This is a genomic window from Pseudomonas sp. PDM02, from assembly GCF_014852285.1.
Classification (GTDB): Bacteria; Pseudomonadota; Gammaproteobacteria; order Pseudomonadales; family Pseudomonadaceae; genus Aquipseudomonas; species Aquipseudomonas migulae.
Map to the genome: position 1 here is coordinate 93321 of NZ_JACVBL010000001.1, position 14326 is coordinate 107646.

At 60.6% G+C, this 14326-nt stretch carries 18 protein-coding genes; 7 read left to right on the top strand and 11 right to left on the bottom strand.

The features are described 5' to 3' along the window. Window positions 1–45 precede the first annotated feature (45 nt). Window positions 46–333, top strand: coding sequence for a SelT/SelW/SelH family protein (locus IB245_RS00370; protein WP_008030428.1), 288 nt, complete (start codon window positions 46–48; stop codon window positions 331–333). Here the strand turns inward: IB245_RS00370 and IB245_RS00375 are convergent. After that, window positions 327–1220, bottom strand: a complete 894-nt coding sequence (locus IB245_RS00375; protein WP_008043640.1) for a DMT family transporter — start codon at window positions 1218–1220, stop codon at window positions 327–329. The genes IB245_RS00370 and IB245_RS00375 overlap by 7 nt on opposite strands. Window positions 1221–1298: 78 nt before the next feature. Then, window positions 1299–2057, bottom strand: coding sequence for a helix-turn-helix transcriptional regulator (locus IB245_RS00380; protein WP_192225994.1), 759 nt, complete (start codon window positions 2055–2057; stop codon window positions 1299–1301). 135 nt (window positions 2058–2192) lie between these two features. Between IB245_RS00380 and IB245_RS00385 the strand changes: the two genes are divergently transcribed. Further along, window positions 2193–3008 (top strand): UDP-2,3-diacylglucosamine diphosphatase, encoded by an 816-nt coding sequence (locus tag IB245_RS00385; RefSeq protein WP_008030433.1) that lies wholly within the window; start codon window positions 2193–2195, stop codon window positions 3006–3008. Window positions 3009–3114: 106 nt separating this feature from the next. On the opposite strand, the gene IB245_RS00390 is transcribed toward IB245_RS00385, so the two are convergent. Together IB245_RS00390 and IB245_RS00395 are read right to left on the bottom strand one after the other, a co-directional pair. Then, on the bottom strand, window positions 3115–3705 hold the full coding sequence (locus tag IB245_RS00390) for an HD domain-containing protein (RefSeq protein WP_008030435.1): 591 nt from the start codon (window positions 3703–3705) through the stop codon (window positions 3115–3117). 37 nt (window positions 3706–3742) lie between these two features. Beyond that, window positions 3743–4054 carry a DUF962 domain-containing protein gene (locus tag IB245_RS00395; protein WP_008030437.1) on the bottom strand — a complete coding sequence of 104 codons (312 nt, stop codon included), beginning with the start codon at window positions 4052–4054 and terminating at the stop codon, window positions 3743–3745. A 160-nt stretch (window positions 4055–4214) separates the two neighbouring features. On the opposite strand from IB245_RS00395, the gene IB245_RS00400 reads away from it, so the two are divergent. Beyond that, window positions 4215–5276 carry an AraC family transcriptional regulator gene (locus IB245_RS00400; RefSeq protein WP_202949139.1) on the top strand — a complete coding sequence of 354 codons (1062 nt, stop codon included), beginning with the start codon at window positions 4215–4217 and terminating at the stop codon, window positions 5274–5276. Here the strand turns inward: IB245_RS00400 and IB245_RS00405 are convergent. Further along, window positions 5233–6687, bottom strand: a complete 1455-nt coding sequence (locus IB245_RS00405) for a TrkH family potassium uptake protein (protein WP_008030441.1) — start codon at window positions 6685–6687, stop codon at window positions 5233–5235. The two genes, IB245_RS00400 and IB245_RS00405, sit on opposite strands and share 44 nt — an antisense overlap. A 122-nt stretch (window positions 6688–6809) precedes the next feature. On the opposite strand from IB245_RS00405, the gene IB245_RS00410 reads away from it, so the two are divergent. Beyond that, entirely contained in the window at window positions 6810–7376 is a 567-nt protein-coding gene (locus IB245_RS00410) for an NAD(P)H nitroreductase (protein ID WP_192225996.1), read from the top strand. A gap of 102 nt (window positions 7377–7478) precedes the next feature. Here the strand turns inward: IB245_RS00410 and IB245_RS00415 are convergent, their stop codons facing one another. From IB245_RS00415 to IB245_RS00440, 6 genes are all read right to left on the bottom strand, one after another. Continuing rightward, window positions 7479–8819 (bottom strand): sensor histidine kinase, encoded by a 1341-nt coding sequence (locus tag IB245_RS00415; RefSeq protein WP_008030447.1) that lies wholly within the window; start codon window positions 8817–8819, stop codon window positions 7479–7481. A gap of 185 nt (window positions 8820–9004) precedes the next feature. Further along, window positions 9005–9454 carry a hypothetical protein gene (locus tag IB245_RS00420; RefSeq protein WP_008030449.1) on the bottom strand — a complete coding sequence of 150 codons (450 nt, stop codon included), beginning with the start codon at window positions 9452–9454 and terminating at the stop codon, window positions 9005–9007. A gap of 346 nt (window positions 9455–9800) precedes the next feature. Next, complete coding sequence (locus IB245_RS00425; RefSeq protein ID WP_008030451.1) at window positions 9801–10478, bottom strand: response regulator transcription factor; 678 nt, start codon at window positions 10476–10478, stop codon at window positions 9801–9803. 7 nt (window positions 10479–10485) lie between these two features. Further along, a complete protein-coding gene (locus IB245_RS00430; RefSeq protein WP_008042694.1) occupies window positions 10486–10899 on the bottom strand; it encodes a hypothetical protein in 414 nt (137 codons plus the stop codon). A 109-nt stretch (window positions 10900–11008) separates the two neighbouring features. After that, entirely contained in the window at window positions 11009–11308 is a 300-nt protein-coding gene (locus IB245_RS00435) for a YciI family protein (RefSeq protein WP_108218598.1), read from the bottom strand. 1 nt (window position 11309) lies between these two features. Then, window positions 11310–11906, bottom strand: coding sequence for a septation protein A (locus IB245_RS00440; protein WP_008042693.1), 597 nt, complete (start codon window positions 11904–11906; stop codon window positions 11310–11312). A gap of 87 nt (window positions 11907–11993) precedes the next feature. Here IB245_RS00440 and IB245_RS00445 point away from each other — a divergent pair, with 87 nt between their 5' ends. The 3 genes from IB245_RS00445 (at window position 11994) to IB245_RS00455 (ending at window position 14322) form a co-directional block, all read left to right on the top strand. Beyond that, on the top strand, window positions 11994–12857 hold the full coding sequence (locus IB245_RS00445; protein ID WP_008030458.1) for a PHP domain-containing protein: 864 nt from the start codon (window positions 11994–11996) through the stop codon (window positions 12855–12857). A 13-nt stretch (window positions 12858–12870) separates the two neighbouring features. Further along, entirely contained in the window at window positions 12871–13500 is a 630-nt protein-coding gene (locus IB245_RS00450) for an L-threonylcarbamoyladenylate synthase (protein WP_032832737.1), read from the top strand. A 63-nt stretch (window positions 13501–13563) separates the two neighbouring features. After that, window positions 13564–14322: a segregation and condensation protein A gene (locus IB245_RS00455; protein ID WP_404943248.1), complete on the top strand. Its 759-nt coding sequence runs from the start codon at window positions 13564–13566 to the stop codon at window positions 14320–14322. Window positions 14323–14326 lie beyond the last annotated feature (4 nt).

The window sequence follows — 14326 nt, forward strand, 5'->3', positions numbered from 1 at the left end:
CGCTCTATCATGGCGGTGCCCCTTGGCTCAGGAGTTTCGCCCGTCATGACCGCGCATAAACCGGAAATCGTCATCACTTACTGCACGCAATGCCAATGGCTGTTGCGTGCGGCGTGGTTGGCGCAAGAACTGCTCAGTACCTTTGGCGACGATTTGGGCAAGGTGTCGCTGGTGCCGGGCACCGGTGGCGTGTTTCACATTTTCTGTAACGATGTGCAGATCTGGGAGCGCAAGGCTGACGGCGGTTTTCCGGAGGCCAAGGTGCTCAAGCAGCGGGTCCGCGATCAGATTGATCCGGACCGCGACCTGGGCCACAACGACCGCACTCAGTGAGACGCGGCTTCGGCAGCAACCGCTTTCTTGCTTGAACCGCCGGAGAGCCTGCTGGACACGACAATCGCGACGATGATCAACGCGCCGCCGATCAGCATGCGCAGCGTTGGGTTTTCATTGAACAGCAACCACGCCATGGTGATGCCGTACACCGGCTCCAGCGCAAACACCACGGCGGCGGTTCGTGCCTTGATCACCGCGAGGCTGGCGACGAACAGACTGTGAGCAACGCCGGTACAGAATATTCCCAGCAGGCCGATCCACAGCCAGTCAATGGTGCGTACTTCGCTCAGTTGCGGTGCCGCCACCGGCAGCAAACACAACGCGACCACTACGTTCTGACACAGCGCAGCCTGTACCGGCGGAATTCTCCCGGAACTGGCGCGGTTGGTCAGCGACAGCAACGCGAACAGCAGGCCAGAACCTACCGCCCACAACAGGCCGGTGGTGGCGCCGCTGGCCAGATCGAAGTCTGGCGTGACCAGCACCAGCCCGACACTCACCAGCACCACCAGCAGGATCTCGTTGGCGCGAATCCGCTCGCGGAAGATCAACCCTTCCAGGATCACGGTGAACGCCGGGAAACTGGCAAAACCGAGGGTCGCGATCGCCACGCCCGCCACCTTTACCGCAATGAAGAAACTCACCCAGTGTCCGGCCAGCAACAAACCGCTGAGCAGCAATCGGCGCCAGTCCACGGCGTCGAGTTTTTGCCAGCGGGTGTGGCTGGCGAACCGTGCGAAAAGGGCCAGGGCGAGCACGGCAAAGGCCGCACGACCGAAGACGATAACGGCGGGGGAGGCGGCGGCGAGTTTGCCGAACACGCCGGTCAGGCCAAACATCAATGCGCCGATATGCAGTGCGCCCAGGGCGGTACGGGGAGTCATTGCGATCCTTGATAAACATAACCAACAGAGGTGCAGTCTAGAGGGCTGTCGGTATGCCTGTCTGTCGTCAGGCTCGCATCATTTGTCGCCAGCCTCGCGCCGCAATTTGCCGGGTGAGACACCAAACTCCCGCAGCACCGCCGCTGAAAATGCACTTTGGGAGCTGTAGCCGACCCGACTCGCAATCTCGCCGATGGGCAATGCCGAATCGCGCAACATACTCACGGCCATGTGCAAGCGACGGCTGCGGATGTAGTCCATCGGCGTCTGCCCGCATTCAGCGACAAATCGCGCATGCAGCCGAGCACTGGACAGCCCGGCAATGCGCGCCAGATCGGCCACTTGCAACGGATAGGCCGCGTATTGATCGATGTGCGCATTCAATGCGGCGTACGGCAGACGCCGACCGCCCACCCCTTCGCTTTTGGCGTTGTTGAGGCTGGCCAGCAACAGTACCGCGCCTTGTTGCGCGATCAGCGGGTCGCTGACCTGACTGCCCGCCAACCAACTGACCAATTGGCTTTGCCCGGCATCCAGCGGCAGGCGCCCGGCGTTGTCGAGCAAGCGGCGGCTGGCATCGGCATGCTCGCCAAGGGACTGAACCACCCATTGATCGCTCGGCACGTCCAGCACCAGGCAGCGGCTGCCATTGGCGCTGCCGCACGCATGATGGAAGCCGGACGGGACGACCACGAAACTCTGCTGAACCACCTGGCTGCCATGCCCGTCGACCTCGAAATCCAGCGCACCCGACAACCCGAACACCAGTTGCGCGTGGTCGTGGCTGTGGACGATCAGGTCGTGAGTGTATTGGCGCAGCGTGAGGATCGGTCTCATCGCAGGTCTCCCGATTAAGGCTGCCAGTCTACACCGCGGGCACTCATGTGCGTTGTCACAGGACTGACTTGTCCCTGTCATGGGCAATTAACCCGACCGGCGCAAGCTTGCGCAAACAATCGCAGAGGGTTGCCCATGACCAGCGCCGAGCTCGCCAAACCCAGTCGTAAGCAACGTGTGCGGACCTTGTGGATTTCCGATGTGCATCTGGGCACCCGGGATTGCCAGGCCGAGCACTTGTCGCAGTTTCTCAAGGGCTACCACGCGGACAAGATCTACCTGGTCGGCGACATCATCGATGGCTGGAAGCTGCGCGGCGGCATGTACTGGCCCCAGGCGCACACCAATGTGATCCGCCGTCTGTTGACCATGAGCAAGCGCGGCACCGAGGTGATTTATGTCACCGGCAACCACGACGAATTCCTGCGCCGTTACTCGAAGCTGATTCTGGGCAACATCCAGTTGGTGGATGAAGCCGTGCACGTGACCGCCGACGGCCGTCATTTGCTGGTGATCCACGGCGACCAGTTTGACGTGATTACCCGCTATCACCGCTGGCTGGCGTTCCTCGGCGACTCGGCCTACGAGTTCACCCTGACCCTCAACCGCTGGCTCAACCATTGGCGCGCCCGGTATGGCTACGGCTACTGGTCGCTGTCGGCGTACCTCAAGCACAAAGTGAAAACCGCGGTCAGCTTCATCAGCGACTTCGAAGAAGCCATCGCCCACGAATGCGTCAAACGCGAATTGCACGGCGTGGTGTGCGGGCACATTCACCATGCCGAGATTCGCAAGGTGGGCGAGGTGGATTACCTCAATTGCGGGGATTGGGTGGAGTCGTGTACGGCGCTGATCGAGCATTGGGATGGCTCGATCGAGTTGTACCGGTTGGCGGATGCCCAGGCGCGGGAGGCGGAGTTGAAGGCCATCAAAGTCGCCGAACCGGCGTAGTCAGGTCAGACGCCTTCGCGGGCAAGCCTCGCTCCTACAGGGCCAGCGCAAGCCTGTAGGAGCGAGGCTTGCCCGCGATGAGGCCAGTCCTGACACCGCAAATCTGTCAGGCCGGCGCGTGTTCTTGCATCGCCGCCCTGTAAATCGAGTTCTTCGGATGAGCAAACAACCGCTCCATCATCGGCTCGAAGAAGCTCAGCGGTAACGTTTCATACTCGGGATCAAACGCCGCCGCATCATACTTCGCGCAAAACTCGATGGTCGCCTGATACTGCGGATGCCCGCTGAATTGCTCGCGTAAATGCCGGTCCATCCCCAAGTGATGGAAAAAGTAGTACCCCTGGAAAATCCCGTGTTTCTCCACCATCCACACATTCTCGGCGCTGACAAATGGCTTGAGGATCGCCGCCGCGATGTCCGGGTGGTTGTAGGAGCCCAACGTGTCACCGATGTCGTGAAGCAGGGCGCACACCACGTACTCTTCGTCGCGGCCATCGCGCCAGGCGCGGCTGGCGGTTTGCAGGGAGTGGGTCAGGCGATCCACCGGGAACCCGCCAAAATCACCCTCCAGCAGTTTCAGGTGCGCCATGATCCGTTGTGGTAATTGCCTCGCGTAGGCACTGAAGTCGGCGGCGATGATCGCCCAGTCTTCCTGCGTGCCGTCCTGCATGTGGGTGAAGCGGGCATTGGCATTCATCGGCTAGTCTCTCTTTGCTTTTCTATAGCGGCTGCGCCTAGAACGGTACGCGGCCCAGAATCATGTCGCGAAACATCACAAAATCGCCGAGCAAGCTGTAAAACGGATGTTGAAAGGTTGCAGGACGATTCTTTTCAAAGAAGAAATGCCCGACCCAGGCGAAGCTGTAGCCCGCCAGCGGAATGGCCAGCAGCATCGACCAGGCACCTTTGCCGATGGTCAGCGCCAGAATGCAAATAACCAGCGTCGTGCCAATAAAGTGCAATCGTCGGCAGGTACTGTTGCTGTGTTCGCTGAGGTAATACGGGTAAAACTCAGCGAAGCTGTTGAAACGTCTGATGTTTTCCACGACTGCGATCTCTGTGGTTATTGTTCTGACTGCAAGTTGTTCTGCGGGTAGCTTATTTGAGTCTAGAGTGATCATTGGCATCAGCCAGTGACAATGTGCGCCACTTTAGTATCCTTCGGAAATTGGCCGTAGCATGCGGCTCATCATGTAAGTAAACGCCATGAGCGAACGAACGACTTCTGCAAGCTGGGCGATGGGGATTGTCAAAGCACTGGAGATGGACGGCCTGGATTGCCGGGTTCTGTTCAAGCAGCTGGGGCTCGACTACGCGTCACTGGACGATCCGGATGCGCGCTTCCCGCAAGATTCCATGACACGTCTGTGGCAGCGCGCGGTCGAGCTGTCCGGTAACCCGGCGATTGGCCTGAACATGGGCAAGGTAGTACGACCGGCGTCATTCCACGTGGCTGGGTACGCCTTGATGTCCAGTCAGACCCTGGCCGAAGGCTTTCAGCGGCTGGTGCGTTATCAGCGGATCATCGCCGAAAGTGCCGACCTGAGTTTCCGTCTGCTAGATGAGGGGTATGCCCTGATTCTGACGGTCCACGGCGACCATCTGCCGCCGACCCGACAAAGTGCCGAAGCCTCGCTGGCCTGCGCGCTGGCGCTGTGCGGCTGGCTGACCGGGCGCACCCTGCAACCGCGCAAGGTGTTGGTGCAGGGCGAACAGCCCGTCGATCTCGAACCGTATAAACAAGCCTTCCATGCGCCGCTGGTGTTCAACGCGCCTTATGACGCGCTGATTTTCGAGCGCGCCGACATGGAAGCACCGCTGCCAACCGCCAATGAGGCCATGGCGCTGCTGCATGACCGCTTTGCCGGGGAATACCTGGCGCGCTTTTCCGAAAGCCGCGTGACCCACAAGGCGCGTCAGGTGTTGTGCCGTTTACTGCCCCAGGGCGAGCCCAAGCGCGATACCGTGGCGCAGACGCTGCACTTGTCGCAACGGACGTTGCAGCGACGCTTGCAGGAAGAGGGCACGAGTTTTCAGACGCTGCTCGATGACACCAGGCGCGAACTGGCCGAGCAGTATTTGGCGCAACCGAGCATGACCCTGCTGGAAATTGCCTACCTGTTGGGGTTCGCCGATCCGAGCAATTTCTTCCGCGCCTTCCGACGCTGGTTCGATGCCACCCCCGGCGAGTACCGGGTGCGGCTGATGGATGCGCCGAACCAGGTCAGTGACGCCAGAACGCCGGAATACACAGAACAAACACCGTAATGATCTCCAGTCGGCCGAGCAGCATGCCGAACGACAGAATCCACTTGGCGGCATCCGGAAGGGTGGCGAAGTTGCCCGCCGGGCCAATGGTTTCGCCCAGCCCCGGGCCGACCCCGGAAACGGTACTGGCGGCGCCGGTCAGCGCGGTCATCCAGTCGACGCCGAGCAGCGACAACAGCAGGGCGATCACACAGATGGTAATGGTGAAGAAGAACGAAAAGGTCAGGATCGAACGCACGATCTCTTCATCGAGGCGATGGCCGTTGTACTTCTGCTTGATCACCGCGCGCGGGTGAATCAACTGGTTAAGGTTGGCCTTGAGCAGAATGTAGGCGACCTGGAAACGGAAAATCTTGATCCCGCCTGCAGTCGATCCCGAGCAGCCGCCGACAAAGCCCAGATAAAAGAACAGCATCAGCGAGAAATTACCCCACAGGCTGTAGTCCCCGAGTGCGAAACCGGTGGTGGTCACCACCGACGTCACGTTCAGCGCCACATGCCGTAGCGCGTCCAGCCAATGCAACTGAGTGGTCCACCAGTACCAGGTGGTGAGCACCAGCCACGTCACCAGCAACATGCCGAGCAAACCTTGAACCTGTTCATCCTTGATCAGCGCCTTGCGGTTGCCGCGCAACGTTGCCACGTACAGGGTGAACGGCAAGCTGCCGAGAATCATGATGACGATCGCCACCCAGTGCACCGCCGGTTGCGTCCACTTGGCCAGTGACTGGTCGGACGTGGAGAAACCGCCAGTGGAAATGGCCGACATCGCGTGGTTGATCGCATCGAACGGACTCATCCCGGCCCACCAGAACGCCAGGCTGCCGAAAATGGTGATGCCGACGTAGGCCGCTACGATCAAACGCGCCACCATGTGCGAACGGGGCATGACTTTTTCGGAACGGTCCGACGACTCGGTCTGAAACAGCCGCATGCCACCGATACGCAGCAACGGCAGAATCGCGACGGCCATGCCGATAAAACCGATGCCACCGATCCAGTGCAGCAACGAGCGCCACATCAGGATGCCGGGGGACATGTCGTCGAGGTGATTGAGTACCGTTGAGCCGGTGGCCGTAATCCCGGACATGCTTTCGAAGAATGAGTCGGTGTAGCTGATGTGCTGGGTCAGCAGGAATGGCAGCGCCGCGAAGATGCACACCACCAGCCAACTGCTGACGGTCAGCAGGTACATGTCCCGCGGGCGCAAGTGCACGTGCTCGGGGCGGCCGGGGATCACCAGCGCCAGGCCGGCGACAAAGGTGATCATGCTGGCCCAGAGGAACGACGGCAGATCGCCGGTGCGATCGAAAATCAACAGGGTGGCCATGGGCACGACCATGGCGATTGCCAGCGTGATCAGGAAGAGGCCGATGATGAAACCAATGAGACGTAAGGTCGGCAACGCCATGAAGTCCGCTCGGGCTGAAAGTAGGAAGGGCGCCATTCTACCCGTGGGGCAGGGCATGTAAACCGGCATCCCCGTGGCACTTGCAGCTAGAATAGCCGGACATTTTTTTCAGGAGGTGGCCGATGCAGGCTCTCGACGCTTTGCTCAACCGTGTTTCCGTTCCACGACTGATCGACCCGGCCCCTACCGCCGAGCAGCGCGAAGTGCTGTTTAACGCCGCGATGCGTGCGCCGGATCACGGCCACTTGCAGCCTTGGCGCTTCCTGACAGTCGAAGGCACAGCGCGCGAGCAAATGGGCGAGTTGCTGGCCGAAACCGCGAAACTGCAGGACAGCGAAGCGTCCGAAGCGGTGCTGGACAAGGCCCGCAATGGTCCGCTGCGCGCACCGTTGGTGGTTGTGGTGATCGCGCGGTTGCAGGATCACGTCAAGTATCCGAAGTCCGAGCAGTTGCTGGCGGCCGGCTGTGCGGCCCACGGGATTCTGCTGGCAGCCTATGCGCAAGGTATTGGCGCGGTCTGGCGCACCGGTGAGCTGGCGTATTCGGCGCATGTGGCCAAAGGGTTGGGGTTGGCTGAAGGGGAAGAGGTGATTGCTTTCCTGTACCTGGGCACGCCGCTGAAAGAACCGCGCGTGGCGGAGAAAGTCGATCTGGCTGAATTCGTCAGCGCCTGGCCTTCCAAACCCTAAGATCAAATGCTTCGCGGGCAAGCCTCGCTCCTACAGTTTGCGTTGTGCCGCGATACCGTGAGCACCTATGACCTGTAGGAGCGAGGCTTGCCCGCGAAGCTTTTAGGGTTGGACGACAGCCCCGGGTACCAATGGCAATTCCAGGCTGGCAATGAACCCGCCATCCGGATGATTGGCCAACACCAGACTCCCGCCATGCCGCTCCGCCGCCCGGCGTGCAATGGCCAATCCCAAGCCATGTCCCGCTGCCGTCTGCCCCGGCGCCCGATAAAACGGCTCACCCAACTGGCTCAGATGCTCGGCGTCGACCCCTGGCCCATGGTCACGCACGCTCACCACAATCCGCTCACCCTGACGCACTGCCTGCATTTCAATCGATTGCCCCACCGGGTTGAAGCGCTGGGCGTTGCGCAGCAGATTGTCCACGGCGCGCTCGATCATCGTCGGCCAGCCTTTGAGATTCAGTTGCGGTTCCGCGTCGAGGCGAACGTTCTGCTCCGGCGAACCCAGTTGCGCATCCTTTTGCAGCGAGTTGAGCAGCGCATTCAGATCAACGTCTTCTGCGCTGGCGTTGTCGGCATCGACCCGTGCCAGTACCAGGATCTCGCTGATCAGCGCTTCGAGGCGGTCGCACTCGCGGGTCAGGCGTGGCCAGAGTTTTTCCCGTTCTTCTGGGTTGGCCCGTTCGGCCAGTGCCAGCGCTATGCGCAACCGGGCAAGCGGTGAGCGCAATTCGTGGGACACATCGCGCAGCAATTGGCGCTGACTGCCGATCAGGCTTTGCAGCCGTGAGCCCATGCGGTTGAAATCGTTGGCGAGCACGCCGAACTCATCGCGACGGTTGGCCAGTTTCACCAGGCTGTTCTGCTGATAGGTGGTTTGCCCCAGATCATGTACCGCGCCGCGCAAGCGGCTTAGCGGGCGGGTGATGGACAGGGTCACGAACAGGCTGAACAGGGTCAGCACCACGAGCGCGATGCCCAGCGCACTCAGTGGCCAGAGCAGGCTTTCGCGGTGCCATGAGTCCAGCTCCGGGTGCGGAATACGATAAATCAGCAGGTAGGTGTCGCCGGTTTTTTCACTGGTGTACTCGGCGGTCAGACGCCGCCACGGCAGGCGCCGGTCATCGTTGTTCTGCCGTGCTTCGAAGGCGGCGGCGCGGCGCGGAAAGGTGCCGCGAACGAGCGGGTCACCGCTTTCGTTGAGCACCTGAACGTCGATGTGATACTGGCGTTTGCGCTGTTCGAGAATGTCCTGGGCGGCTTCTTCGCCCTGGGCTTCGTAGGTTTGCGTCCATTCTTCGGGCAGGGTATTGAGGCCCGGGTGGCGACTGAGAATCCACGCGTCCTGGTTGAGCATGTGCCCGAGCAGAATGGACAACCCTGCCACCAGAGCGATGGCCAGCCAGAAGCTGGCCAGGATACGCCAGAACAATGAGCGCACAGAAAATCCTCAAGCTGACTGAATTCCATGTGGGAGCGAGACCGGCTTGCCGGCGATGGCGGCGTCACATTCAACAGTTGTGTTGACTGACACATCGCTATCGCCGGCAAGCCGGTCTCGCTCCCACATTGAACAGGGTGGTATCAGACCCAACGGGGTTAGCCGTTGGGTCCGGGGTCAGCGCATTATTGCGCTTTTTGCGGTTGTTGCGCTTTCCAGGCCTTGAACTCGGCCCATTCGGCACGGCGCTCAGCCTGTTTTTTCTGGATCTCGTCGAATTGCTTCTGTTGATCCGGTTTCAGCAGGGCGCGCACATCGGCCTCGGCTTTCTTGTGGTTGGCGGCCATTTCATCTTTCATGGCTTTCTGGTCGGCTGGCGAGAGTTTTTCCAGGTATTTGTCGACCACTTGCTTACGCTCGTGCATCTGCTCGCCCATGATCTTGCGGATCTGCTCGCGCTGTTCGCGGCTCAGGTCCAGTTGGCTGTACGGGCCTTTGCCGTGCATGCCGTGCATCTGACCGCCGTGGCGCGAGCCGTCCATCGAACCACCCATCGGGCCGGCGCCTTCAGGCATGGCCATGGCAACGGTTGGCAGGGCGGCAGCGAACATCAGAGCGATAAGAGTCTTGCGCATGGTGAATCTCCTTGTCTCGTTCCCGGTACGTTCCGGATGAGTAGAGATTACGCAGATCAAGGTCAGCGGCGGTCAACGGAGCGTAAAGCTTGGGTAAAGACGATTTGGCATCCACCTGACAAACCCCGGCGCCGTATTGACCTGACACCACACCGACCTTGTAGGAGCCGGCTTGCTGGCGATGGCGGTGGATCAGGCGGAGACTATGCTAACTGACACTCCGCTATCGTCGGAACGCCGCCCGCAGCAAGCCGGCTCCTACAGGGGGCTGTATTTACCTGACACAACACCGACCCTGTAGGAGCCGGCTTGCCGGCGATGCAGACGACGCGGTCATCGCTGGGGATCAGAGGCTGTAGTAATAGCCACGGCTGCGCAGGGCGACGATGCGCGGGCGGCCGTCGGGGTGGGGACCGATCTTTTTGCGCAGGTTGCTGACGTGCATGTCCAGGCTGCGGTCGTACAGGGTGAGCTTGCGACCGAGGGCGATCTGCGCCAGTTCCTGTTTGTCCAGCGGCTCGCCCGGCTGCTTGAGCAAGGCTTCGAGCAAGCGGCTTTCGGAGACGGTGAGAGTGAATTCCTGTTCATCGATGCTGACCACGCCGCGCACCGGGCTGAAACACAGATCGCCCAGTTCAAGCTGGCTGGACACCGCCGCAGGATGACTGCGGCGCAAGACGGCGCGCAGGCGGGCGGTCAGTTCCCGTGGGTCGCACGGTTTGGCCAGGTAATCGTCGGCGCCGAGTTCCAGGCCCAGGATGCGGTCCAGAGGTTCGCCGCGGGCCGAGAGCATCAGCACCGGCAATTCCGGATGGTCGCTGCGCAATTGCTTGAGCAGTTCCAGGCCGCTGCCGTCCGGCAGCATCACATCCAGCACCACCGCCGCCGGGGACGTTTCGGCCAGCGCGCGACGAGCACTCTGACCGTCGTGGCAAGCCCGGACATGAAAGCCTTCCTGGCTCAGCCAACTGACCAGAAGCTCACACAGCTCCTGATCGTCATCAATTAATAACAGCTCGCTCATGACTCACTCAATTTAGCCATTGTCGACGTTTTCGACTTGCACCACTGGCGAAGATACCGCAGAGCAGGGCCAATAGCGCAACTCCTGCGCCGATCACGAACCATTGCTGCTGGTCTGTCAAAAAGCGCGGCAGCGGACTGCTGGCCTGGGCTTCCTTGAGTTGCAGCTTCAGACGCTGATTCTCCTGGCGCAACCGGCTCAGCTGAGGGCTTTCGCGTTCGGCATCTGCACTTTGCAGTTGTTTGCTCAGTTCTTCTCGTTGCTGTTCGCTCACCTTCAAGCGTTGCTGCAACTCGCTGATCTGGCTCCCGGCGCTCAAGGACAGAGGCGTCGAACTACCACCGGCGGCACTTTCTTCACCGTGGGCGGGCGCCACGATCGACAACGTGACCAACATCAGACACAACGGACCTTTGCGCATCGGAGCTCCTGAATCCAATCGATTATTGGGCAGGTTGTCGGCAGGCAAACGAGAATAATGAGCGATTGAGAGCGCGATGAACCGGGAAGGTTCATCGCACGGGGGGATTTTACGGGAGGACTTGCTTGAACGGCTTGACCAAAACGTTGGCGTAGACGCCTGCAGCGATGTACGGGTCGGCGTCGGCCCAGGCCTGGGCGGCGCTCAGGGAATCGAATTCGGCGACGATCAGGCTGCCGGTGAAACCCGCAGCGCCCGGGTCATTGCTGTCGACCGCCGGGTTTGGGCCGGCCAGTACAATACGACCTTCGCCCTTGAGCACTTGCAGGCGCTCAAGGTGTGCAGGCCGTGCGGCCAGGCGGGCTTCCAGGGAGTTGGCGACGTCTGTGGCAATGATTGCGTAAAGCATGTCAGTCCTCGGTTTTTGGCGTAGTGGTATCGGCGTCGTGCAGGTGGCGGGACAGGTAAATACCCTGAGCGACCAGGAACAACAGCGTCATGCCCAGGCTGCCGAAGACTTTGAAGTCGACCCAGTATTCCTGAAACGTGAACGCGACAAACAGGTTGGCGGCACCGCAGAACAGGAAAAATGCGATCCAGGCGATGTTCAGGCGAGTCCAGACCTGGTCCGGCAGGGTCAGTGCGTGGCCCATGATGCGCTTGATCAGCAACTGGTCACCGATGAAGTGGCTGCCGATGAATGCCAGGGCAAACAGCCAGTTGACCACCGGGGCTTTCCATTTCAGGAAGGTCTCGCTGTGGAATGCCAGTGTCAGGCTACCGAAGACCAGGCACGCGATGAGCGTCAGCCATTGGCTTTTTTCCAGCTTGCGCTGCTTGATGAAGAGCGTGCCGTACACCACCAGGGAGCTGATGATCAGCATTGCCGTGGCGCTGTAAATACCGCCTACAGTCACTGGATGACCGGCGATGTCGACGACCCGTGGATCGATTTTGAATACGATGAAAAACAGCAGGAGCGGGATGAAATCGATGAATTGTTTCACAGTGGCAGCCAGAAGCAGGATGTGGCGGCATAATAACAAACATATGGGCGCGCGATAGCGCCGGCTGATTTGAGGTTACACATCCCTGTGAATGTTGATTTGCACTGCCATAGCACGGCCTCCGATGGCGCCCTGGCGCCTGCGGTTCTGGTTGCGCGTGCGTTCGAGAAAGGCGTGCGAGTCCTGGCCTTGACCGATCACGACACCCTTGAAGGCCTCGATGAGGCCCGTAGCGCCGCAACGGCGCTGGGGATGCAACTGGTCAACGGCGTCGAGTTGTCCTGCACCTGGGGCGGCGCAACCATTCATGTGCTGGGCTACGGATTTGATGTCAATGCCGCGCCGTTGGTCGATGCCATCGCCAAGTTGCACGATGGCCGTTGGCTACGTTCCGAAGAAATAAGCCGCAAACTGGCGTTGAAGGGCATGCCGGGCGCGCTGGAAGGCGCCCGGGCGATTCAACAGGAACTGGGCGACAGCGGCAACGCGCCGGCCCGCCCACACTTCGCTGACTGGATGGTGCGTGAAGGTTTCGTCAAGGATCGCGCCGAAGCGTTCCGCAAATGGCTGGGCGCCGGCAAGCTGGGGGACGTCAAGCAACACTGGCCGACCCTGGAAGAGACCGTCGAAACCCTGCGCGCCGCAAAAGCCTGGGTGAGCCTGGCGCATCCCTGGCATTACGATTTCACTCGCAGCAAGCGTCGCCGCCTGATTTCTGACTATATTCAAGCTGGGGGCCACGCTATCGAAGTGGTCAATGGCCATCAGCCCGCCGAGCAAGTGGGCAGCCTGGCTATTCTCGCCCGTGAGTTCGGTCTGCTGGTCAGCGCTGGCAGTGATTTTCATGGCCCTGGAGGCTGGTCCGAGATCGGTGAATACCGCCCGCTCCCGGAGGATCTGCCACCACTGTGGTGTCGATTCAAACATGACCCAATTATTGCCGCCGTCTGAACAGGTAGAGAATGTGAGTCAATTTTTCCAGATACATCCGGAAAACCCGCAAGCGCGCCTGATCAAACAGGCTGTCGAGATCATCCGCAACGGCGGGGTGGTGATTTATCCCACAGACTCTTCCTACGCCATTGGTTGCCAGATCGGCGACAAGAATGCCGTGGAGCGTGTGCGCCGGTTGCGTCAACTGGACGAGAAGCACAACTTCGCGCTGATTTGCTGCGACCTGTCGCAACTCGGGCTGTTCGCCAAGATCGACACCGGCACCTTCCGCGTGCTCAAGGCGCACCTGCCGGGGCCTTACACCTTCATTCTCAACGCCACCCGTGAAGTCCCGCGGCTGTTGTTGCACCCGAAAAAACGCACCATCGGCCTGCGTGTGCCAAGCCATCCGATTGCCCTGGCGCTGCTGGAAGAACTCGGCGAACCGCTGATGAGCGTGACGCTGATCATGCCGGGCGACACCGACCCGCTGAGCGATCCTTACGAAATGCGCCAATTGCTCGAGCATCAAGTGGACCTGATCATCGACGGCGGTTTCGGCGGCATCAAGGCATCCACGGTGATCAACCTCGCCGATGGCGAGCCGGAAGTGATCCGCGTCGGTTGCGGCGACCCGACGCCGTTCATGGCCGAGGCGTAAATGTCTGCAGTAGAACCCGTTATCGACAGTCAGGCCGGCGCCCAGCAAGAACTGCCGTTCGCCATGGTCTATGGCCAGGCGGTGCTGGAAATGCCGCTGGACCTGTACATTCCGCCGGATGCGCTCGAGGTTTTTCTCGAAGCCTTCGAAGGCCCCCTCGATCTGCTGCTGTACCTGATCCGCAAACAGAACATCAACATCCTCGACATCCCGGTGGCGGAAATCACCCGTCAGTACATGGGTTACGTCGAGTTGATGCAGTCGGTGCGCCTGGAGCTGGCCGCCGAGTACCTGGTGATGGCCGCGATGCTGGCCGAAATCAAATCGCGGATGCTGTTGCCGCGCGCCGAAACCATCGAAGACGAAGAAGACGACCCGCGCGCCGAACTGATCCGTCGCTTGCAGGAATACGAACGCTTCAAGGCAGCCGCCGAAGGCATCGATGGCCTGAGCCGCGTCGGTCGTGATGTGGTGGTGCCCAAGCTGGATGCCCCGGAAGCACGGGCGCGCAAGCTGTTGCCGGATGTGAGTCTGTCCGAGTTGTTGATGTCCATGGCCGAGGTGCTGCGCCGTGGCGACATGTTCGAAAGCCACCAGGTCAGCCGCGAGGCGCTGTCCACGCGCGAGCGCATGAGCGACGTGCTGGAGCGGCTCAAGGGTGGCGGTTTCGTGCCCTTTGTCGAGCTGTTCACCGCTGAAGAAGGGCGCCTGGGGGTGGTGGTGACCTTTATGGCGATCCTCGAACTGGTCAAGGAATCCTTGGTCGAGCTGGTGCAGAATGAGCCGTTCGCGGCGATCCACGTGCGAGCCCGAGCCGAATAACGAG

Excerpts from the sequence above, each read along its gene's own strand:
- IB245_RS00380 (WP_192225994.1), bottom strand. The coding sequence starts at position 2,057 with ATGAGACCGATCCTCACGCTGCGCCAATACACTCACGACCTGATCGTC.
- IB245_RS00400 (WP_202949139.1), top strand. The coding sequence starts at position 4,215 with ATGAGCGAACGAACGACTTCTGCAAGCTGGGCGATGGGGATTGTCAAA.
- IB245_RS00420 (WP_008030449.1), bottom strand. The coding sequence starts at position 9,454 with ATGCGCAAGACTCTTATCGCTCTGATGTTCGCTGCCGCCCTGCCAACC.
- IB245_RS00405 (WP_008030441.1), bottom strand. The coding sequence starts at position 6,687 with ATGGCGTTGCCGACCTTACGTCTCATTGGTTTCATCATCGGCCTCTTC.
- IB245_RS00385 (WP_008030433.1), top strand. The coding sequence starts at position 2,193 with ATGACCAGCGCCGAGCTCGCCAAACCCAGTCGTAAGCAACGTGTGCGG.
- IB245_RS00435 (WP_108218598.1), bottom strand. The coding sequence starts at position 11,308 with ATGCTTTACGCAATCATTGCCACAGACGTCGCCAACTCCCTGGAAGCC.
- IB245_RS00455 (WP_404943248.1), top strand. The coding sequence starts at position 13,564 with ATGGTCTATGGCCAGGCGGTGCTGGAAATGCCGCTGGACCTGTACATT.
- IB245_RS00370 (WP_008030428.1), top strand. The coding sequence starts at position 46 with ATGACCGCGCATAAACCGGAAATCGTCATCACTTACTGCACGCAATGC.
- IB245_RS00390 (WP_008030435.1), bottom strand. The coding sequence starts at position 3,705 with ATGAATGCCAATGCCCGCTTCACCCACATGCAGGACGGCACGCAGGAA.
- IB245_RS00410 (WP_192225996.1), top strand. The coding sequence starts at position 6,810 with ATGCAGGCTCTCGACGCTTTGCTCAACCGTGTTTCCGTTCCACGACTG.
- IB245_RS00375 (WP_008043640.1), bottom strand. The coding sequence starts at position 1,220 with ATGACTCCCCGTACCGCCCTGGGCGCACTGCATATCGGCGCATTGATG.
- IB245_RS00425 (WP_008030451.1), bottom strand. The coding sequence starts at position 10,478 with ATGAGCGAGCTGTTATTAATTGATGACGATCAGGAGCTGTGTGAGCTT.
- IB245_RS00430 (WP_008042694.1), bottom strand. The coding sequence starts at position 10,899 with ATGCGCAAAGGTCCGTTGTGTCTGATGTTGGTCACGTTGTCGATCGTG.